Annotated in this window: 17 protein-coding genes; 12 read left to right on the forward strand and 5 right to left on the reverse strand. The window is 54.3% G+C overall.

The genetic code is table 11. The features are described 5' to 3' along the window. Window positions 1-97 precede the first annotated feature (97 nt). Entirely contained in the window at window positions 98-871 is a 774-nt protein-coding gene (locus tag J1N60_RS19540) for a hypothetical protein (protein WP_312912761.1), read from the reverse strand. Between the two features lie 221 nt (window positions 872-1,092). Here J1N60_RS19540 and J1N60_RS19545 point away from each other — a divergent pair, with 221 nt between their 5' ends. The 4 genes from J1N60_RS19545 to J1N60_RS19560 all read left to right on the forward strand — a co-directional run bounded on the left by J1N60_RS19545 (window position 1,093) and on the right by J1N60_RS19560 (window position 4,303). Continuing rightward, on the forward strand, window positions 1,093-1,515 hold the full coding sequence (locus J1N60_RS19545) for a hypothetical protein (protein WP_312912762.1): 423 nt from the start codon (window positions 1,093-1,095) through the stop codon (window positions 1,513-1,515). Between the two features lie 222 nt (window positions 1,516-1,737). Next, complete coding sequence (locus tag J1N60_RS19550; RefSeq protein WP_312912763.1) at window positions 1,738-2,214, forward strand: hypothetical protein; 477 nt, start codon at window positions 1,738-1,740, stop codon at window positions 2,212-2,214. 183 nt (window positions 2,215-2,397) lie between these two features. Continuing rightward, window positions 2,398-3,576: a PQQ-binding-like beta-propeller repeat protein gene (locus J1N60_RS19555; protein WP_312912764.1), complete on the forward strand. Its 1,179-nt coding sequence runs from the start codon at window positions 2,398-2,400 to the stop codon at window positions 3,574-3,576. Between the two features lie 163 nt (window positions 3,577-3,739). Then, on the forward strand, window positions 3,740-4,303 hold the full coding sequence (locus J1N60_RS19560; RefSeq protein WP_312912765.1) for a hypothetical protein: 564 nt from the start codon (window positions 3,740-3,742) through the stop codon (window positions 4,301-4,303). Between the two features lie 1,711 nt (window positions 4,304-6,014). Here the strand turns inward: J1N60_RS19560 and J1N60_RS19565 are convergent. Further along, window positions 6,015-6,530: a hypothetical protein gene (locus J1N60_RS19565; RefSeq protein WP_312912766.1), complete on the reverse strand. Its 516-nt coding sequence runs from the start codon at window positions 6,528-6,530 to the stop codon at window positions 6,015-6,017. Window positions 6,531-6,890: 360 nt separating this feature from the next. Between J1N60_RS19565 and J1N60_RS19570 the strand changes: the two genes are divergently transcribed. The 4 genes from J1N60_RS19570 (at window position 6,891) to J1N60_RS19585 (ending at window position 10,539) form a co-directional block, all read left to right on the forward strand. Beyond that, window positions 6,891-7,175: a hypothetical protein gene (locus J1N60_RS19570; RefSeq protein ID WP_312912767.1), complete on the forward strand. Its 285-nt coding sequence runs from the start codon at window positions 6,891-6,893 to the stop codon at window positions 7,173-7,175. Window positions 7,176-7,367: 192 nt separating this feature from the next. After that, window positions 7,368-8,060, forward strand: coding sequence for a hypothetical protein (locus J1N60_RS19575; RefSeq protein WP_312912768.1), 693 nt, complete (start codon window positions 7,368-7,370; stop codon window positions 8,058-8,060). A gap of 308 nt (window positions 8,061-8,368) precedes the next feature. After that, the gene (locus tag J1N60_RS19580; protein ID WP_312912769.1) at window positions 8,369-9,595 is read left to right on the forward strand and encodes an outer membrane protein assembly factor BamB family protein; all 1,227 of its coding nucleotides are present in this window, start codon (window positions 8,369-8,371) and stop codon (window positions 9,593-9,595) included. A gap of 155 nt (window positions 9,596-9,750) precedes the next feature. After that, a complete protein-coding gene (locus J1N60_RS19585) occupies window positions 9,751-10,539 on the forward strand; it encodes a hypothetical protein (protein WP_312912770.1) in 789 nt (262 codons plus the stop codon). A 406-nt stretch (window positions 10,540-10,945) separates the two neighbouring features. Here the strand turns inward: J1N60_RS19585 and J1N60_RS19590 are convergent, their stop codons facing one another. Continuing rightward, window positions 10,946-13,828, reverse strand: a complete 2,883-nt coding sequence (locus J1N60_RS19590) for a UvrD-helicase domain-containing protein (RefSeq protein ID WP_312912771.1) — start codon at window positions 13,826-13,828, stop codon at window positions 10,946-10,948. Next, window positions 13,821-16,403 (reverse strand): PD-(D/E)XK nuclease family protein, encoded by a 2,583-nt coding sequence (locus J1N60_RS19595; protein WP_312912772.1) that lies wholly within the window; start codon window positions 16,401-16,403, stop codon window positions 13,821-13,823. Before J1N60_RS19595 ends, J1N60_RS19590 begins: the two co-directional genes overlap by 8 nt. Window positions 16,404-16,619: 216 nt before the next feature. Between J1N60_RS19595 and J1N60_RS19600 the strand changes: the two genes are divergently transcribed. The 4 genes from J1N60_RS19600 to J1N60_RS19615 all read left to right on the forward strand — a co-directional run bounded on the left by J1N60_RS19600 (window position 16,620) and on the right by J1N60_RS19615 (window position 20,033). Next, a complete protein-coding gene (locus J1N60_RS19600; protein ID WP_312912773.1) occupies window positions 16,620-16,943 on the forward strand; it encodes a DUF6788 family protein in 324 nt (107 codons plus the stop codon). 228 nt (window positions 16,944-17,171) lie between these two features. Further along, window positions 17,172-18,101: a hypothetical protein gene (locus tag J1N60_RS19605; protein WP_312912774.1), complete on the forward strand. Its 930-nt coding sequence runs from the start codon at window positions 17,172-17,174 to the stop codon at window positions 18,099-18,101. A gap of 24 nt (window positions 18,102-18,125) precedes the next feature. Continuing rightward, window positions 18,126-18,440, forward strand: coding sequence for a hypothetical protein (locus J1N60_RS19610; RefSeq protein WP_312912775.1), 315 nt, complete (start codon window positions 18,126-18,128; stop codon window positions 18,438-18,440). A gap of 372 nt (window positions 18,441-18,812) precedes the next feature. Further along, a complete protein-coding gene (locus J1N60_RS19615; RefSeq protein ID WP_312912776.1) occupies window positions 18,813-20,033 on the forward strand; it encodes an RNA-guided endonuclease InsQ/TnpB family protein in 1,221 nt (406 codons plus the stop codon). Between the two features lie 10 nt (window positions 20,034-20,043). Here J1N60_RS19615 and J1N60_RS19620 read toward each other — a convergent pair whose 3' ends face one another. Then, window positions 20,044-21,315, reverse strand: coding sequence for a Cdc6/Cdc18 family protein (locus J1N60_RS19620; protein WP_312912777.1), 1,272 nt, complete (start codon window positions 21,313-21,315; stop codon window positions 20,044-20,046). Window positions 21,316-21,635 lie beyond the last annotated feature (320 nt).

Genomic DNA, 21,635 nt, shown 5'->3' on the forward strand with positions numbered 1-21,635 from the left:
GAGAGATTGGTTTCATCGGATTCGTTCACCTGAGACCCTGTTGATCTCGAATGGTCAAATAATCAGCGCAGAATACGCACACATCACTCGCCGGGACCTACGCGTCTTGTAGTCGAAAATATTGAAAATCCACTTCGGATACATCACCGGGGTCGCATCGAAGATACGGGGAGTAGAAAGTATACGTCTCCATTGGCTCCAGTTCTCTCACAAAACCTTGGTCGGTGTGTACCAGTGTGTTATCGTCAATGTGTGATTTGACCCGCATGTAGATCTGTCTAACACTTTCAGCCTCCGTGTTTTGAATCGTCGCAGCGAAGCCATAGACCTCGTTATTACCGCTTGTGCCGAGAACTCCCCATCCCTTCTCGAGGAGTTCAAGCCCTTCTTTGGTCGAGGGGCCAGGGCCGCTATTAGCACCATCCGGTAAGGTCAATTGGTAGTTGTCTATCTCAGATGAGTCCCCCTCGGAGGTCACGATCATGAACTCGTAGGGCTCGCCAGAGAATCCATAGATGTTGTGCCGCGTCTCAGTGAGTACGCCTGTTCCAGAAAAGAACGTCGCATCTATCCACTGGAGATAGCCCCCTTCATACCGGCCACGAACACCGTATCGACCCGTGTCATCCTGGAAAAACTCGTGGTTCGTAATCGTTCCCAACTCGCTATCCCCTTCGATAGTCGAATCAATAGTTCCCCCCGAAGCGCAAATTGGTGTCTCGGACTCATCAAACGTAGCTGTCGCTACTTCGGTTCCAGTGAAGTTTTCAGGAGAACGAAGGTTGCCTTCACTAGTTGGAGCACTGAGACACCCAACGAGAGAGATAGAGAAGGTGGTTCCCGTTGTAGCAAGGAATTTCCGACGCTTCATGTCAATATCGATGCAGGCTATCGTTAAATGTGTTCTCTACGGTCAAACTAGCCTTTGACCTAACTCAATTGCACAGTCCGCAGGTAAGCGGAGATATTTGTATCATCGGATTCGTTCGGTCGAGACCCTGTCGATCTCGAACGGTCAAATGATCAGTAAAGGAACTGGACATAGTGCTTGTCCATAAAACATTTATCAATGCGATTACGATTGGATGGTATATGGATACACCTCATTTGTCTCGCCGGCATATCATCGGAACTGTGGCTCTTTCAGCTTTCGCGGGCTGTACAGCCTCCAGCTCCGAATCCGGAATCCAAATCGGGAACATTATGATCGGTAACTGGCGAGATGATCCGGTCACTATTACGCTCCGTCTTGATCGAGAGGGAAGTACAGTCTTTGAAGAGGCTATCGAGATCGATGATGATGGGGAAAACCTCATCGAGCAGTCATGGGATGCTGACCCCGGTGAGTATACTATTATGTATTCGACGGAGGCGGAAGGACGAATCTACAATTTGTCTCTTCCAGAAGATGTGGAAAGTGCAAATGGAGACTGTATCGACATTCAGATTCACTGCCGAGCAGACCTGACTGATATCGTTTTCAGAGACGATAGCCCACCGTGGGGCAAATGTTGAAGTGATCGTTCAATAAGCAGTTGTGTGTATCGGTTGATTCCACACTCGTGAGTGAAATGAACGACTTCGTTTTGCTGCGCCCAGGCGGAGTTACCAATTATAGCGCTCAGTTCGTTTTGGGTTTGATCAGTTCCCTTCGAAAATATTTTCATACACGTGCCGAAGGAGAAGGCTCGTACAGTCGAGCAGAAGATTTTTATTAACTTTCATACAGGTGGTTATATGGCTTCGCTGACGCGCCGGAAAATTCTCCAGTGGGGTGGTGTTCCCTTCGTTCTCGGGGCTAGTGGTTGTACATCGCTTGGGGTTGGATCGCCAAAGGAACCCCGCTTAACGAGGCTCACCGTTTCGAATCACGACTTCGAAGCACACACGGTTTACGCTTTAATAGTTGACGACGATGAGCCAGTGTTTTGGGGCGCAATGGACGTAGAAGCCGCCGATCCCGATTCAAATCATATCGGAGGAGGGGGTTTTGAAGGCTATTCGGCTGAATCGGGGGCCTATGTGCTCTATGCATGGCGAGACGACCAACCCCAATCGGACTGGAAACGGTCCGACTTCAGTGAGTATGATGGTTCCTGTTTTGCATTGAATATCCAAATTGGAACTGTCTCCGGTGACCGCACTGGAGAGGTTAGTCTGTGGTCGGGGAGTACCCTTTGTGGTGACGAACGTTCAGGTGAACACGGGAACTGATTATATAGAACTAGACGGGTTTGCCCATACCGAGAGGGTTTCGTGATAAGCTCACAGCGCGTATGTTGAGTGAGATTCTCCCCGATCTCCAAAGTAGCGATTGCTCAACACAGGGAGTCCAGTTACGATCCGATACTGGAAGCCTACCGAATATTTATTGGTCAAAAGATTAATCAGATATACATGTCGCCCTCTCCAGATGTTCGACCGACAGTCAGTAGGCGAGCGGTCCTCGTTGCAAGCGCACTCGGAACGTCGGCTCTCGCTGGCTGTCTCGGCCAACTTGAAGCGACTGAGGGTAATTCGACCGAGATGGCGGGCGAGTGGCCGACGTATCGGTTCGACTCGCGGAATAGTGGCTACAACCCCGACAGCAACGGGATTCGGGACGTAGAGCACGATTGGACGCACGATATACGCGGAACGCCGGGTCTTGCTGACGGAGAGATGTATCTCAACGGTAGCCGCCGCGACCCCGAAACAGGGACGGTCCAGTCGTCAGTCTCCCTGGAACTAGCTGTACAGGGACAGCCGACCGTCACCGACGACTACGTGTTCGTCACGGATATCAGATATCTATACTGCCTTACGGCTGACGCTGAAGAGGTCGTGTGGGAAAGCGAGAAGGTGGAGGGAATCTTCGGTGGGTCTCCGACCGTCGACGGAGAAACGGTGTTCGTAGTCCACGGTGGCGGGGCCAACGATTACGATGGAACTCGCGTTCGTGCGTTCGACGTCGCTTCGGGGGACGAACGCTGGCAGTACGATGCGGACGGTCGATCGACACCGGCAGTCGTCGACGGGACAGTGTACGTCAGCGGCCAGGACGGGTTGCATGCCATCGACGCCGAATCAGGGGACGAACGGTTCGTCGTCCCTGAGCCTATTTCGGACTGGTCGTCGCCAGCCGCCACGGCGGACCTCGTGTACGTAGTGACGGCGGATCACGACCACGAGGAGGAACTTATCGCAGTCGAGACGGCAGACGGAACGGTTCGCTGGCGGACGGCTGCCGCAGACGGAATGGCGCGTTCCGGAAGCGCACCAGTCGTGGCCGGAAAACTCGTTTACGCCACCACGGACGAGGAACTCGTGGCGCTTGATCACGCCGACGGCACGGTGGCGACGAGGTTCGGCAGCGGCGTCCCAGTCGCTCGCGCCGGAGACGTCCTCTACGCGACGAAAGATGGGCGAGTGTACGCCTACGACGCCGAGAGCGGAGACCGTCTCTGGACGTACACGACCGACGAGGTGCGGGGATCAGACACGGTCTCGCAGTTCGTTACCGGACTGACCCCGGGCGACGAAACCGTGTACGTACAAGCGGCTGACGGATTTCACAGACTGGTCTCCTCACCGTGACTGTTGGTTGTTGGTGAGCGCGTTATAGCACCGTCCTCACAGGATTGTTTTCGCCTTCCCTCTCAATGAACCAGCTGTTAGATAGGGGTGGCGATAGACCACATACAGATCATGCGTTTACTCGGGAGAACGTATATACACCAGTGCAGATGATCTCAGTGTAATGAACAGACGTTCCGTTCTCGCTGGCGTTGGACTGTCTGTCTCGAGTGCTCTCGTCGGGTGTCTCGTCCAATCTGACGAGGAAACTAACGCGGAGACCGATGGGGATATTCGCCGTCGAGCCTGCTCGCACGCACCCGACGAAACCGATCAGGTGAGTCACAACGTTACCAGAACCAGATTTCATTTCCTCCGAGAGCAATATGCACCGTTGACCCTCGTTACTGCACGTGACCAGCTAGAATCGAGGATTGATCCCGAACAGCGGGAAGACGGAGACGTTGACACCATTTTCGAGGACATTCGTTTCGACGAACATGTGGTTCTCATCTGGGAGACGAGCGAACGAATCACCACTGACCACGTCGAGTTTCTCGGCGTTGCCAGGCCCAACGACGAGGAATTTCGGGCGTATGGTTGCAACTACAGACTTGGAGGGGGTGGGCAGCAGGAAACCTATTATTCGTTCATCATCACAGTTAGTGTAGATGAGACTCTACAGCGAGCGGAGCTTCGCATTCAAAATGAGGATGGAAATACGAGGACACTAACCACAGAGCAATAAGGCGACTGACCAGCAACCGGGCTCCATTTGAATTCGTTCTGTTCTCAATTGTCGCTTTCTTCTAGCAAAGCTCGAACCCACTTAATAAGCATCTGTGGTGAGCACGCATGAGTCACGCTCGAACTCTTTGACGCTAGGGTTAGAATGGTAGCAAAAAGTCCGAAGGAATCCGGTGGAGGAGTCAGGGTTCTGCAACGGCTATCTCGAACCCCCAGTCAAACAACAAATCGGCGGCAGTTGAACTACTCTTTGTGTCGGGATCATTCCAGACGGAAACTTGTTGTTCCCATCGATAGGTGCCAGTCTCAAAGTAGCCCCCGACACGGTAATCATCCCACAGTTCGTACTGAGTTGTGAGTGATTCATCGGGCTCAAATGGCCGTGGTGGGCATCCCTGGTTGGAAAACCCACGGTACTCATCGGCGCTTCGATCTTCCGTCCATTTCCCTTCGTCCCGCTCAATTCGATCGGCGTGTCCAGGTGAATAGAGCCAGAGCCCTTCGGGGGTATCGCTTCCGCCTTTCGATCGATTAAAGAGACTACAACTACCGTCTCCAACGGAGAAGGCTCGCTCTGACCCTTCGTTCGTAATGTGAATTTGCAGCTGTACTGGTTGTGAATCTGTAGTTCTCTCCTCGAGAAGTTCAACATCGATCGAAACGTGAGAGTCAGCCGGAGTCGAATCCTGGTCGTGAATACTCACTTCCCGTTGAGAAGTTCCACTCCCGGAAGCAGCGGGTATCTGGCCAAGACACCCAGAAACGCTCACGACAGAGGCCGATCCAACTCCGTAAAGAAACGAACGTCGATTCATATTGATTATCAGTTGACCAGTCACATATAATTTGGGCTAACTGAAACGCTGATTTGGTCGATGTGCAGCAGAAATTGAGTAACTGACTAGCAGATATGGCGTATAGGACGTTGTCCGTAGGTTTCGGCGCCGATTTTAATCATGGTTCGTTCGGCCCACTTACTGTTACCGACTTCGCAGACGGGTCACCAGATTGATTGACAGTCACCGATTTTGGTAATCGCTCTCTCATTGTGACCACCAAACGATAAGCATCGACACTCTCGTCGAGTGAACAATTATTCTGAGAGCGAGCAGTGTCACTACTCCCAACGCTCACAGTAAGGCGCTCTGCGTCTACGTCGTAGGAGATATCTTTCAAACTGACTTGATTGCACTCACTTGACCCGACGTAGAGAGCCCCCCGGACAGTGATCTTCAATGAATCCAAGTCGAACGAAACAACTGGATGCTCAGTTGGACCGGGCATCCGCTCGAAGCCTTCACTTTCTGGTTCATAGATAGTAAACGTGTGATTTTTGATTCGTTGAGAACTGGTCTGTGGATCAATATTAAGGGCTAGACAGCCACCGGAGCACACGACGGAAGCTATCGAGAGGAGAGCACGGCGTTTCATAGTGCTAGTAAAGTGGTGGATATATAACTAGTTATTGGCGGTCTGGTATAGCGTAGCTGGGGGATGCGTTAACGGAGTTGAAAACAGAACTCTTGCCGTACCGATATCCGAACAGCCGTTGTAGAGTCACTGACAACCATTTAGCTTGAACCAACTTCTCCTTTTCATTAGTAGACAGCATAGAGCGACTCATAGACATCCGTACTGGCCATTAACATCATTATATTAATTTGCTTGAATAGGTGATGAATTTGGCTGATCAGACAATCATTACAGTGTATTCATGCATCGATCGGGTCTGAATCAATTGTTACGTTCAGTTCAGTAGGAACACCTTTTGGGTCAGTTACTCGAATCAAGAGTGAGTGAACGGTTGCATCATCGACATAGTCTTCATCTGGCGATTCGGTTACGACATCAACCTCAACGCTCTCTCCTCTCTGGTTAATCCGCTGGAGTTCTAACCACCGTGCACTCTGCATCATGTTCTGGACAACCAGAAGATACGATTGGTCAAAATCAGTTTTGTGAGTGAATTCCTCTACAGCATCATCATCTTCGACTATTTTCTTGCCGACCGCTTTCTTCTCAGTGATGATCGTATAGTAATTGGAGGGAGGTTCCTCACGTTCCCTATGCTGATACCATAGCCCCTTCTCAAGAATATCCTTTGGCCAATGTTCTGTTTCAACAGTCATACCCTCTGGAGCACTCGGCTCAGTTTCACTACTCAAACACCCACCTACTAGAGTGGACAGTACAACTGTGGACCGCCCGAGATATTCACGTCGATCCATAACAATAAGTATAGATGTTAAGTTATAGACCCTTCGTATGGTCAAAGAACTGTTTGACCTACTCCGTTCGCAGGTACGCTAAGAGATTGGTGTCATCGGTTTCGTTAATCCGAGACGCTGTCGATCTCGAACAGCCAAATGATCAGTACAGTCCCACAGATACCGTCAAGGAAGAATATATGTAACTCGGTAATGGTTATTTCTTGTATGAATTCGCTCTCAGTATCTCGGCGTCACGTGCTTGCCACGATTGGCGGAGTTTCTACGACGGGGTGTTTAGATTCGATCCCGTTCGCTTCAGAGACGGGGACTCGCATTGGGAGTCTCCTCGTTGATAACGTAACCGACGAATCCCAAACTGTGCTCCTCCAACTGCAACGCGAGAGCGAAATAGTCTATGATAGCGAGATACTGGTCGCTGAAGACGACCATGAGATCATCGACCCGTCCTGGTCAACGGAACCAGCCGAGTATACGCTTCTATATGCTGCTGATGGCGAATTGGGTATGATTTCAATTCCAGATGATGTTGAAGACACAATCGACAGACAGGGGTGTAACCATATCTGGGTTACTTTCGGTGGGCATTCTGACTTTCACATCCAGGTGTTCGATGGTGGAGGTCAGCCGGACTTGAAATGCTGAATGCCGTTCCACGCGTATCTCTTCAATTGTATCAATTGCTTCCACACGCATGAATGAAATGAACGACTCTGTTTTGCTGCATCCAGGGGGAGTCGTGAATCGCTCAGTATCGAGCAGGAAGGTTTTGAGAGGATAAGAATTCACAATTCTGCTGGGGGAAGATCTATAAATATGCTAATTAGAATCCAAATAATGAATCGCCGGAAAGTCCTGACCGGAATCAGCACAGGTGCTCTTCTCGGGGTTGGTGGCTGTCTCGAGACAGACACTTCGTTTCTTGATGAAACGTCTGATGACAGCGGAGACGGGAATAGCGTACCGGGCTGCACGCAAAAAGAGACGTGGAGTGACGGTGGAAATGCAACCCCAGAGGACCCTGACCCGGCATCGATCGCAGGCCGCCACGATTGTTCGAGTACCCGGCGTCCAGAGCCGACTGGAGAGGTATGTACGACCTTCACTCCCGTGATCAGCGGTGAAGAACGTACGATTCACAGTGCTGGCATCGAACCGTACCCGGAGCCGCCATCATCGTTTGACGAGGAAACGCTTGTATCGTACGTGTCCGAGTACGAGAACGCGTACTTCCACAATTCGATGGTGGAAAAGTACCGGGACGAGCTACGAGGTGCCGGAATCCGCGTCGAGGAGGACGAGACGCGAATCAAACAGACCGAGAACGCCATAACTCTCGTCTATATCCGGTTCTTTACCAGTACAAGCACTCTCAGCGATGGCACCACCCCTTCTGTTGGTGATGGTGCTGGCGCTGCCGGGTATGGCATCGACGAAACGGGCATCGTCCGTACAGAAGCCAGATACAGTGTTAGCGAAGAGGAGATGCCCGACCCCGTTGAAAGTGGTACGCTCCTCGAATGCTTTTGAACAATTCACATTCGTACGGATCAGTTGGTTCCGCACTGAGTGAGTAGAACGAGCGACTTTGTTGTGCTGCACACCGTTTCAGGATGTAGATTACGGTAAACCAATAGCCTACTAACAAGTCAAGAAGGAATAGTTCTTTCATTAGACTCCTCTCTTGTAGATACCCCCTCTGTGGAATTGCCGTTCACTACACGTGCGATTGATCGGTTTTGTCTGAACAGTGCTGGATCACAAACCATATCTCGGAGTTAAAGAAATCCGACATGTGCCACACAAGATATTCATATCTTAACTAGATAAACCCAATCATGGATCGACGGACGGCGCTCGGTGTGACGGGCGTGATCGGGAGTTCGGTGCTGGGTGGATGCCTCGGTGGGTTCACCGACAATGGTTCCGATACCGGGTACCAGTGGCGCTACGACACAGGCGGGGAACTCGATGCCGTATCGCAGGGCGTAGTATTCGCTCGGGAGCGTTCCAACGGGCAGATCGTCGCACTCGATGCCACGACTGGCGAGCGCCGGTGGGTCTACGGGGAAGCAGGAGGGATGGACGCCTACTCGGAACTCGCCGTTACGGAAACGGGCATCTACTTCGGCTACTGCACCGACGACGACTGTATCGGCCTGTATGGGCTCGATACGGATGGCGAAGAGCGGTGGCGTGCCGACACGGTGGGGACCGGGCGCACCAGCCCGTTCGTCGTCGACGGAACCGTCTACGTCGCCAGTGATGTCGGCGTCGTGCGAGCATTCGACGCGAAAACTGGTGAGGGCCTGTGGACCGACGGGATCGACGAATCGGACGAGACCACTAGTGGTTCCAGAATCGTCGACATCGCCGACGCCGTCTACGTCGAGAAAAACGCTGCTCTCGTCGTGATCGAGCGGGACGAGGGGAGTACGCGCTGGCGATACCAGCCCGATAATGGAGACGCGCAGATCATCGATGCGGCGGTTTCGAACGGCGTCGCGTACGTCGTGACCGGAGAGTATGTTGTCGCGGTCGTCGACGGCAACGAGGTGTGGCGTCAGCCTTTCGAAGCGGACGATGTGCAGACGGAAATTGCGGGAATCGCATCGAACCGGTTGTTCGTGCTCACTAACACCGATCGACACGAGTCGCGTCTGTATGCGTTCGACGTTGCGACCGGCGAGCGAGACCTGGTGTTGGAATCGCTCGAGCACCCGGACGAGGAGTCAGATCCGTTCGTGGACGTCCACGACGGAGTGGTGTACGTCGGCACGGACCGATTCCGTGCCCTCGAGGCGGCGACCGGCCACGAACACTGGAGTGTGACGGTCGATGGTGGCCCGATCCGAGCAATGACCATCGTCGAAGCGAAAGGTGCAGGAGATCACACTGTGTTCGTCCGTGCTGGGGCGAATCGACTAATCGGTGTTGATTCGGGCGGTGAGCGAACGTGGGAGGGGACCGTTGATGGGATGATTCGGAACTATCTAGTTGGCGAATCCGTGTTTGTGGCGACGGACGAAGGAATCTACGCACTCGAAGGGCAGGACGACTCCTGATAGACAACGGCGGTACTGCGCGCCGGTGGCTCTCCTCGAGCATTAGTATGAAAGTGCTTCGTTCAGTCAAGACTATGCATCTCACAGGTGTACCTACAACCCCTCTTTTAGTTCCCCAAATAACTATTTCCGACAGGGTTTCAATAACTTAACAAATGAGACGACGACGGTATCTACATGGATTGATCACGGTGCCAACTGCTGGCGTAGCGGGGTGTCTTTCACGTGATTCAATACCGGATGATGGATCTGATTTGACCCCCGAGGATGACCGGGACGTCAAGACGGTTGCCGCGGAGACGTTCGACGACGATTTCACCCCGATCTGTGCCGAAGGTGAATCGCTCGAATCGGATGTCGAGGGATTTTACGCGGAGCTTGTTACTGACCACGAATTTTTCAGAGATGTCGAGAGCGGTCGGTACGGTGTTCGGGGTCGAGTCTCGACTTGGGATAGTGGAAATATTCCGAAGGTTACAGCAGAGTTTTCCGACGGTTCGTTCGATTGGGATCGAGGTTACGGGCTCGACGAAGGAGAGACGTACCTGTTCACAGTGGTGAGTTCTGAGGGAGATCCTGACGCGATAGACGGGTACACGCTCACCGTCGAAGGAGGTGGGGTAGACGATATCGGGATCGCCTCCAAGGAGTACGTGACGATCGATGGGGAGTGGGGGCAGATTGGAACGTACGATGACGCTCCGGTGTATGGATACGCTGGGACAGTTACTAACGATCACACAGAGGACGTTAGACTGTTCCCCCGCATGAAGGCGTATCTCGACGAAACGACGGTGGCCTACGCTGGCCAAAGTACAGAAACAAGTGTCGATCTTGCTTTAGGAGACACACAAACAGTCTACTTCCCCTATCCACGATGCGATCCCGCGAAAATTGACCACGTTGAAGGATGGCTCGAGTGGGCGACGATGATTTACCCGTAGCTCGCTTCGCTGAAGAATCTCTCTCTCGAGGGCCGTCAACCCCCAATCAGTCTCCCGCAATAGTGTTGATCAACGGGCATAATTCACAACCCAGATTTGATTGGGTGACACAATCAGTAAGCATCTCTACTGAACGGCTGATTCATTAGACTAACCAGGCACCAAACTCGATCACCGCGCTGAACTCATCCTCTTTATGCAGCACGCCTATTTCAACATCTCAGTGACCAGCTACGTTGGAAAGTATGAGGATTTGCGCTAATACCAGGTCCCCATTGAAACGGCGCCGTCCGTTCAGAACAAAAGCGCGATTAATCTTAACTTTAAGATTAAACCAACACCGAACCCATTATCAATAGTCTTGAGTGACGATTTTCGTTCCACTATTCGACTTAACGGGTACTTCCTACTGAGAAGTGGCTTGGAGTGATTCCGCATCAGACACCGCCTTCACGACATCGACGAGGTCTCCCTGTGAGAGTGGATTGATCTCTTCGCGAACGCCATCGGCGGTGTAGAAGATCGACGCAGAAATCTCGTGCTCAGGATACAGCTCCCGGAGCACGTGATAGTAGATACTGAGTTGTTTCCGATACTCGGCTTCCGCGTGTCGACCACGATCAGTCTTGTAGTCGACTACTTCGACGCGGTCAGGCCGAACGTGGATGAGGTCGATGATCCCGGAGATCATCACGCGAGTCCCGTCGACATTGAGTGGAAGATAGGCGTCTTCCTCGACGAGCAGGTCACCCGATAGGCTATCGAGGAATGACATGACGTGCTGTTTGTCGTCCCAGCCAGGGTCGTCAGGTTCCAGTTCGACTTCCTCACCTCGCGCGTACGCTTCCGCGAAGTCGTGGACGTCGGTGCCGAACGCCTTCCCCATACCATCGTCGACGTCCTTGAAGACGTCTTCACGCATCAGTGAATGCGGTGAGTGTCCGACCGGTCCCTCCGGTGTCGGTACCGTAATCAGCAACTCTGTCTGCTCAGTTTCGTCGAGGGTGTCTGCATCGGGTTCAGTGTCCCACGCTTCGATGTCGACTGGGAGTTCTTCGAGGAACGTGTTCGGATCCTCCCCGGCCGAGAATATCACGTGGCTCTCAGCGCGCGTAATTGCCACGTATAGCAGTCGGCGTTCTTCGTCGTACTCTCGAGGCAGACACCGACGGAGGACGTCAGTCCGCCAGTCATCGTACACGTGGGGGAGGCCATCAGCCTCGGCGTAGCGTTTCCGCTGTCGGAGTCCGACCGGATCCTGAAACGTGATCGTTCCACTCCCTCCGCCCGATGGCGGGAATCGCCCGCTGTTCATGTTCGCGAGAACGACGATCGGATGTTCGAGCCCCTTCGCTGCGTGAATCGTCTGGACTGTGACCGAGTTCGCACCGGCGTTCGCGTGGACGTCGTGGGTGCTCCCGGCTTCGATGCCGCGCTCGATGAACCGGATAAGGTCTCCCCGGGTTAGCGTCGTCGCGGTGTGTACTGACTGAATCGTGTGGAGGACGACGTCGGCCGTGGCACCGTCGTACCCGTGCCGCGAGAAGACGCGTTCTGCCACCCCGCCGAGCGTTTCCAGTTCTGCCAGCTTCTTGCGGAACGAGCGCATGTTCTCGGGATATGCCTCGGTCTCCAGGACGTGTTTGATCTCGTCGAGTGTGTAGCCTGCTTCCTCGAGGACGACCGCCCAGCCACGGTCGGTGTCGGATTCGAGGATGCGGAGCCACGCCAGCAGTAGTTTCGCCTGAGGGGTTCGGAACAGCTCGATCCCACCCTCGTACGCCATCGGCAGTCCGTATTCCTCGGCGGTCTGCAGCAGGTCGCGGCCGAACTCTCGTGTTCGCGTAAGAACAGCGACGTCTCGAAACTCGGGTGTCCGGAGCGACCCGTCATCGGCCTCAACCTGGTAGGCGTCGTTGCTGACGATCTCCTGTATCTTTGCGACCACCGACTCGTGTTCCTCCGGGCTCGCGATCGCTTCGATCTGTGTGTTCTCGTGCTCGGCGTTCGTCGAGAGTGAGACGATTCGATCCTGGACGGCCTCGACATCGACGTCGTCCCGGTTCGCCGCCGGAACGAGTAGTCCGTGCTCCGAGAAGTCAAGGATCTCCTGGGTAGACCGATAATTCTCGATAAGCTCGATGGTGTGAATCGGCCGGGTGTCGAAGGTGACCCGTTCGTGGTCGGCGTTCAGTTCGTCGACGAACCGATTGAGCCGGTCCTCGAAGGCAGTGATGTTCTCAACTTCGGCGTACTGGAAGCCGTAGATACTTTGCTTCCAGTCGCCGACGACACAAAGGTTGTTCGTGCCCGCGAGCAGCAGTGTCAGTTTGAACTGGATCTCGCTGGAGTCCTGGAACTCGTCAACCATCGCGTAGTCGAACGCAATGGACTCACGAAGTGCGTGGTCCTCACAGAGCAGAACGAACGCGAACAGTTGGAGGAAGCCGAAGTTGAGGTAGTTCCGGCCGAGCGCGAATTCGAGGTACTCGTAGTAGACGTCGTGGACGAATGCCTTGAGACCCTCCCGGTCAGTATCGAACACCATCCGAGCAACAGGATCGGGGACGCTCTTCGTGCCCTGTCCGCGAATCTCGGTTTTCTCAGGGGCGTCTGGCAGGTAGCATTTGTTCTTCTCATAGCGGTTGAGCTTCGAGCGAAGCCGTGACTGCTTGCTCCCGCCATTCTGTGGCTCATTTACCTCGTCGAACAGCGATTTGAACGCCTCAAAGTCGCCGTCGAGATACCGTTCGCCGTTCCGATACCAGCCGTCGGCTGTCGGGAACACGCCCTTTGAGGCGAGTTGTGAGACGAGACCGAGGAGTTCAGTCGGATTCGAGACGATACGGAAGTAGTCATCGTACTCGGGATGGTCGTCGCTGAACCGGCCGATGAACTCCCCGAACAGGGCTTCCTCGACAAGGTCGTTCTCGACGATGCGCGTCGAGCCCGTGATGCGGTCGTCGAGCCCGAGGTGCGTCGGCGCGGCATAGCCGTGCTCCTGGAGGAGATCGTGGCAGAGCGCGTGGAACGTCTGGATCGGCGCGTCTGCGAGATCGCGCATCCCGTACTCGCAGTGGCCGACGATCCGGTCCTTCATCTCGGTTGCAGCGTTGTTCGTGAACGTCACCAGCAGCACGTCCTCAGGGGCGACGTCGTCCTCGTCGACGATGTTGGCATAGCGGCGCGTGATGGTGAACGTCTTGCCCGTTCCCGCGCCGGCGTCGACGAGGTATAAACCGTCGGTGCTGTCGATGAGGTCCTGCTGTTGTGGATTCGGTTCAGTCATGGTCAAGAAGGAGGTCGCGGTTGTCCACGCGACGGTAGTTCGGTTCACCGGCGAGCCCGTTCACAGGGAAGCGTTCTTCGCCAGCCCGTCGCTGATTCAGTTCCGTTATACGCTCGGTGACGAACGTCTCGAAGGCGTCGAGATCCTCTTCGAAGTAGTTTCGACTCCGAACTCGTGCCAGCTGGCGAAGTAGCTGTTTACAGCCCGACGAGACGTATTTGTACTCGCCGACACACTCCTGCAGTCGGGTTTGCATCGCCTGCCCGAACTCGGAGTCGATGAGTTCGTCACTGTCGCGTGTCGCCGGTAGCGGGGCCGTCTCGAACGCGGACTGGTAATCAGCGTACTCCATCTTCGAGAGCGTCTTCTGGCAGTTCTTCGCCCCATCATCGCGAAGCGCTTCGAACATGGCCCGCGACCGGGCGTGCTCCTCGAACGGGGTCGGGTGATATTCGATGGTGGTCAGCGTCTCATCTAAGTCCGCCTCGCCGGCGACGACGTCGTCGAGCGTCTCGAGAAAGTGGAAGAACGTGAACTGCAGGCGCTCTCCTGGGCGCTCGCTACGGCGGTGGGCGAGATAGAGAAGTGCCTGGAAGTTCGGCGTATCGCTTGGTGGATCGAGCGCGGAGTTCTTGACGACGCGGGACGCCCGTTTCCGACGCCCACTCTTGTAGTCGAGGAGGTGAGTCGGACCATGAACGAGGTCGATCTTGCCTTTCAGTCCGAGATTTTCGTTTTCGAACCAGCGCTCCGTGAACGGTGAATCGACTGCTCTGCCAAAATGGTCCGCGAAGAAATTCTGCCCCCACCCGCTATTCGGAGTGAGCAGGTCGTCGCCCTCCGGGGTGCGTTCGTCGAGTAGCTCGACGATGGTTTCGAGTCCGATCCGGTACCTGGTACGGCGCGTTGGACGGTCGACGCGCCGAACGAATGATCCCGCCTCCTCGAGAATCACGTCCACAAGGTCTTCGATGGTCTCCTCGTCGATCAAATCGGGATGGTTGACATAGAACTCGGCGAAGTCGTGGAAGAGATTCCCCTCCTTGAAGTAGTCTTTATCAGGGCCGTCGACAAGCCGGCTGAAGAGGTAATCACGGGGGCTGTTGACGTACGTACTCAGACTGGACTGGCTGACGGTATCGATCTGCGTCGTTGAGACGTCAAGCGATTCTTTCTCGAACCCGTTTCGTGCCGCACTGAAGGCCCGTCCGAGAGTCACTGAGGCGAGATCGCTGAAGCGTTCGAAGTCGTCCTCGATGAGATCCTCGAAGTAGAGACACGGCGTCGCGGGCGACCCACCGATGGTGTCCTGAACGAGATAATACTGTTCGGTGCCGTTCTGGAGGAGAAGCTGAAACTGCGTCAGGTTCCGAGTGAATTCGGCGTCACGGTCGACCCACGGGCGACGAGGTGGAGAGTGAGTCCACGTTTCGTCGAGGCCGAGATAGAATACGACGGGGCGGTCCACGTAGGCCGCGGATTTTGCGTCGGCCAGGAGAACCCCTTCGTGTTCGCGGTCGACAGGGACTTCGTAGCTCTGGAGGTAGAATTCAAGCCGATCGATGTCCTGTCTGGTGACCGCGTCAGTCGCGATCCCGAGCGCCTCGAGTTCATCTCGGAACGCATCGAGGCTGATTTCGGCCTGTCGTTCGTACACTGTAAGTGCTCCAGCGAACGTGGTCTCGCCGATCTTCGCGCTGAACTCCTGGAACCACCTGAGACTGTCGGCGTCGACATCCTGTAGCCGTTTGTCGTCGTGTTCGATGTCGACAGCGATCCCGAGCTGGGAGAGGACGGAACGAATTGTTCTCACGCGCGTCTCCGTCCCGCGAGTGACGGCGCGAAGGAACTGGACGAATCCGCGGTGGTGCTGTTCGTCGGCGAATCCAGGGCCACCGATAAACGGAATGTCGGCGGCTTCGAGCGCACTCTCGACGAGTGTTGGGTATTCACTGCCGCGATCCACGACGACGGCAACGTCTTCTGCGTTGTCAGAGGAAACGATGTCGAGTACAGCATCAACGATTGCTGTACTTGAGTCGAAAATGTGGAACGGCGGTCGGTCGAATGCGGCATCGGTGAACGGATCGAACGTATCGTACTGCGCGGGGAGAATCGATCGTTCGAGGGTCGTGAGTTGGTCGTGGCCGACGACAGCGACGTCTTTGCTGTCGTCGATCTGGTACTCGCCGAGTCGGCGGGAGGTCGTGTCGAGCGTTGAGAGCTGTTCGACGGTAGTCTCCGTCGCGGCGTCGGTGTAGGCGTCGTAGTCGAGAACAGCGTCAACGCTGCCCTGATGCTCCCAACATTGGAGCGTGTTGCCTATCGCGTATGCAGCCTGCTTCCACTCGAGGTCGGTAGTCGTTACGAGTTCGAGAAAGGCGCTCCGGTCCTCGGCGCGTTCGCGGCGGCCCGCTGCGAGTCGACGTGGCGTGATGGCAAATACACCGAGATGAGCCCGATCAAGACGTCGGTTCAACCCACTGGCAAGCGGTGCATCAGGAACGATGACGAGGTCATAGTCACGGACTTCGTCGTAGAGGGACTCAAATGATTTTGCCCGCGTAACTGGCACGGCAACAACAACTCAGCCAATAAGTCATATAACTATCGCCAAATGTGTAATTGTTGGTTATCACAGGGTTTCGAATAGGGACAGGTCGGTTGCTATACCACAATCTCCTATGTGTGGAAAGAAGAGCGTCGGGAAGTAGAAGTCAGTCTTAATCGAGAGTCTAGTTTAACCAACAAACCTAAGCCATTGAGCCCGTTTGTTGGTTAAGCCGATTCCATGTCGTACTCACAACCAACGATCCCACCCGAGATACCCGAAGAAGTAGCGTCCTCACTCGAGGAGTGTAATGCGGAAACGCTCCGGTCTATTGCCAAGTATGCTGATGCACTCGCAGAATATCGAGAGCGAGAGGCGCGATTGAACGAGGCTGATGATAAAGACGATTCTCAAGAACGTCCTGAGGGCCTGCCTGAAGACGTCCCTACGAAAGCCACACTGACGGAGAAGGAAATCAACGGGAATCGGTATTACTACTGGCAGTGGCGAGAGGGTGACAAAATCAAATCTCAGTACAAGGGTCCAGTGAACCCGAGTTCGTAAGGATTAACCACCAGTCAGGGGTTGCTGGCGTGACTGTTGGTTAACCACATCGTCTCCTTTCCACAGGTACCAGTATCCATTTCTTGCAGTATGATGGATGTCTTTCCCGTTTTCGAGCGAATCAGATCTCGAGAGATTCTCGATTTCGAGAGTGGCCGAACCACCGGATGTTAATCTTAAGATTAATATTCAAATTAGATTTAAGTTGGTTCAGTATGTGGAGCCACTATGAGCGACCAATTCACGGAGGCCCTCGATCAAACAGAGAAGACACAGGAAGACTATGCGAATCAACTCGGCATCAAGCCAGAGCGGATTCCATTCACGGCTGAAACACTTCCTGACGCGAGTATTGCGGTACGTGCGAATCAAGATCTACTCAATGAAGTCGCGAGCCACATCCTGAATCGAGCGGGTCATATCTCGATTATCGATGAACGGGGCGCTGGGAAATCTCACTTCCGTGACCTCGTGTACGATGCTCTTTCAGAGGGCCCGCGGAGTGAGGAGTTCCGAGTCGCTCGAATACGCGAGGTCGAGTCAATTACAACACGTCGCTTCTATACGCGTCTTCTCGACGAACTCAGTGAGTACGATGACCTCGAGATTCCAGAGTCATACCCCCACGCTACAGATGAAGTTCGACAGATCGTCGAGGAGGTTGCCGACCAGCTCGAGGCCCTCAATATCGCGTGTATTATTCAGGTCGACCAGCTCGAGGATGCAGCTCGGAATACGCGAACCTTCGAGCAGTTACTGGCTGCGTTGCAGAGCGTCGGTGACCTCGGAGAAAGTGAACCCGTATTCATTCTCTTCCTGTTCGGAACGGAACGTGCGGGTGGTCGAATCGACGAACTGCGTGAGACACTCAGTTCTCGGCTCGTCGCGAAGGATCGGACGCTGGAACGGTTTGGGTTTGCAGAAACTGAGGAACTCATCGCCAGGTGGCTTGCCTGGGCCCGTGAGGAAGAGTACGATTCTGGATACCCGTCCGACCCCTACACGGCGAGTGCCATCGACACGGTCGTCGAGGTCAGCGATGGAACCCCACGGGATACTCGACAGAAGTGCTATCACGCATTCCGGGCTGGTGCACAGCAGTTCGCAGCCGAACAAGGCGTCGAAATCACGAATGAGACGCTAGACGAATATCTTTAATATTAAGCTTAAGAATAAGGGCATATGAGCAACGATAATCCGTTCGGCGAGGCGATGGATGACGCAGCGGAGGAAAAGAATCGAGTGGACCAACAAGGTTCGTCGGATTTCGATACCGAACCCTACTATGACGCCCTCAACACTGGGGTAAAGGATCACACAATAGGTGTTTCCGTGAGCGAAGAGATGCATCAGTTCTGGCGTGAACTCCAGGATACGGATGATATCGACGTCGACCCGGCGCAGTCTATTCGGAATCATCTCGAGAATCTCGCGCATCGACATCCCGACGTGTTCGAACGAGCCATGCGGAAGCTCGAGATCGATCGGGAGATGTGACCACCTGAAGTAACCAACAGAGAATCAATACCAGCCGGTTGTTGGTTAACGAGTTCATCTGACCGATTACAGTACTGAGTTGAGAAAACGGCGATATTACCTGAATTGAGGCGCTAAGGCTCCTTCCTCAACGAGTGAGCGAAGCGAGCGAGTAGGGAGGGGATACAGCGCCGCACGGTTCTCAAACACGTTCAGCCCACAGACCCACACAATCGAAACAACTATACGCATAATGCACATAATGCGCATGTAGTGAGACGGAAGAACATCACCATCCGCGAAGACCAAGCCGAGTGGGTCGAGGAGAACCACCTCAACCTTTCGTCGTTCGTTCGCGGGGCACTCGACGAACTCATCGAAGAACGCTCGTAGATGAACTACAACTACAGGTATCGACTCCGACCGTCCGACGCTCTCGAAGAGCGGTTAGCGTGGACTGTCGATACCTGTAGACAGGTCTACAACCACTTCCTTCACCGACTCAACCGCACTGACGACACCTCGGCGTACTCCGAGCAGAAGCTCCTACCGAGTCTCAAGAAGTGGTGGGATGACCTGAAACAAGTTCACTCGAAAGTCCTACAGAAAGTTGTGCAGCGGTTGTATGACAACCTTTCGACGCTCCGAGGACGCAAGGAGAACGGCTACCGCGTCGGGACGCTCAAGTGGAAAGCACCAGGCGAGTACCGCAGTTTCACCTACAGTCAATCCGGCTTCAAGCTCAAGAACACGAGCGGTCGGACAAAACTGTGGCTCTCGAAACTCGGAGACATACCCACCACCTTCCACCGCGACCTACCCGACGCCGCCGACATCAAGACCGTCACCGTCAAACGCGAACCCACCGGTACGTGGTACGCCATCCTCGGCGTCGAAACCCCCGACGACCCGCCGGAGAAGCCCGAGAATCCTGAGCGATGCGTCGGTATTGACGTAGGGATTATCAAGTACGCTCACGACACTGACGGGACTACTGTTGAATCGCTCGACTTGAGCAATGAACGCGAGCGGTTGGAACGTGCACAGCGCAACCTCTCACGGAAGGAACACGGGTCTGCGAATTGGGAGCAACAACGTCACGTCGTGGCCGAACGCCACACCGAGTTGAAGAACAAGCGCCGCGACTTCTTGCACAAGTTGTCGAACTACTACGCCCACGAATACGACCTCGTGGCCGTAGAGGACTTGGACGCAAAGGGGTTGGTGGAACTACCGGGCAACTCGCGGAACCGCGCAGGTGCGGCGTGGGGGACGTTCCTACAGATGCTTGAATACAAGTGCGAGCGCGAAGGAACGTACTTCGTTGCCGTGAATCCACGCGGGACGACCAAGGAGTGCGCGTCCTGTGGCGTTTCGACTGAGAAACCGCTATGGGTCCGCGAACACTCCTGTCCCGCTTGCGGGTTCGAGGCAGATAGAGACGCGAACGCAGCGTGGAACATTCTTTCTCGCGGCATCAAGCAGTTAGGAGCGGGACGCTCCGAATCACCGCCTGTGGAGACTGCGCTCCCTGTGGATACGTCCGTATCTGCAAAGCGCGTCGTCGAAACAGGAAGCCCCACCCTCAAGCGCGAGCCGTCAGGTGAGCGGTAGGTGGGGTAGTTCACATCAGTCGCTTCGCAGACGCAATTTCAACTAGGTCCTCAACGACATCATCAATGCGGTCGTCTTCACCGAGGATATCGAGAGTAGCTTCGAGATCTGTTTTCAGCTCGAACCGGTAGTGAGACCCACCCTGAATACCCGTGTTTCGAGTTTCAGCGAGGAGGAATCCCTGCATTCCGAGACTTTGGAGATGGTCACGGACGCGACGCTCAACGAGTTGATTCCCATCTAGCCGGTCGACGATTGATTTGTACTTCTGGAATACTTGGCGCGTCCGGGCCGGCGTCTCTTCGTCAATCTCGAGTGCCACGACAGAGAGAAGGGCGAACTGATCCTGTGTCGTCAGACTTCGCATCCCTTCCTCAATTCGTTTCCGTTCGAGGATATCGCGAGCTTCGCGTACGTGTTGTTCAACTACGCCCTCATCATCACGGTTGAGCGCTAATTCGCCCGCTTTATACAAGAGACGAATTGCCTGTCGAGCGCTGCCTTCGTCTTGGGCAGCGAATGCTGAACACAACGGAATAACCTCGCCATCGAGAACACCATCAACGAAAGCACGTTCCGCACGCCGCTCCAGAATTGTCGTCAACTGATTGGCGTTGTACGGAGCAAATTCGATTTCAGAATCGTAGAGGGAGTCTTTGACCTTCGGCGAAAGATTATCACGGAATTGGAGATTGTTGCTAATCCCGATCACACTCACCCATTGATCCTCGATGTGGCCGTTTTTCCGCGCTCTCGGGAGCTCATACAGGAGTTCGTCGTTACTTCCGATTGCATCGATCTCGTCGATGACGATGATGACGGTGTCTTCGAGATTGCTGATTTCTTGATAGAGGAGGTCGAACATCGATTGTTGGTCGATACCACTCGGCTTCTTCGTCCCCCCACGGATCTCCTTGATGAGATGCGCACAGAGTTGATAGCTCGTTGTTTGATTGTTCGCGCTCGTCTTGATGACACTTAGATTGAGTTCATCACTACTGTCGGCGTACTCTTGGAGCAACTCGATTTCGTGGTCGATAGCAACGGTTTTTCCTTGGCCGGTTTTCCCGTAGAGAAATAGATTGTGTGCGTTCACCCCTCTTGTTGCGGGGGCGAGTGCGTTCCTAATCTCCTCGAGCTCAGGTTCTCTCTCGGGGAGCTTCTCAGGTTGCCAATCTTCTTTCAAGACACTTTCATCGGCGAAGATCTCAATCGACGTGCCGTAGGGATTGCTGTCAAGTGTCTTGTAGGGATTCTCTGAGTTCGTTTCATCACCGGCCATGTTATGCGACACCAATAGTATGGAAGTCTAATAAAACCCCCTTGTCCGGAGCGTCCAGTGTGTCCGCATAGCCGGATTGGTTTATACCCCCTCCCCCCACTGCGTCCGCATAATGGCGGACCAAGAAACCGCTCCCTCGCAGAGATCCGGCAAAAGACTTAGACTAAGGAAAGAACTAAATGCTCCGGGGGATACTTGGACCGTAGTAGTTAGTTTCTTGTGAATGGATGAGTCACATCTAGTGAGAAACCGACGCAAGACAGAGCGTCTGACGCTCTTGCGGCCTAATTATGCGGACGTGGTGGGGGGTGATGAAACGT

The sequence above is a fragment of the Natronosalvus caseinilyticus genome (assembly GCF_017357105.1).
Taxonomy (GTDB): Archaea; Halobacteriota; Halobacteria; order Halobacteriales; family Natrialbaceae; genus Natronosalvus; species Natronosalvus caseinilyticus.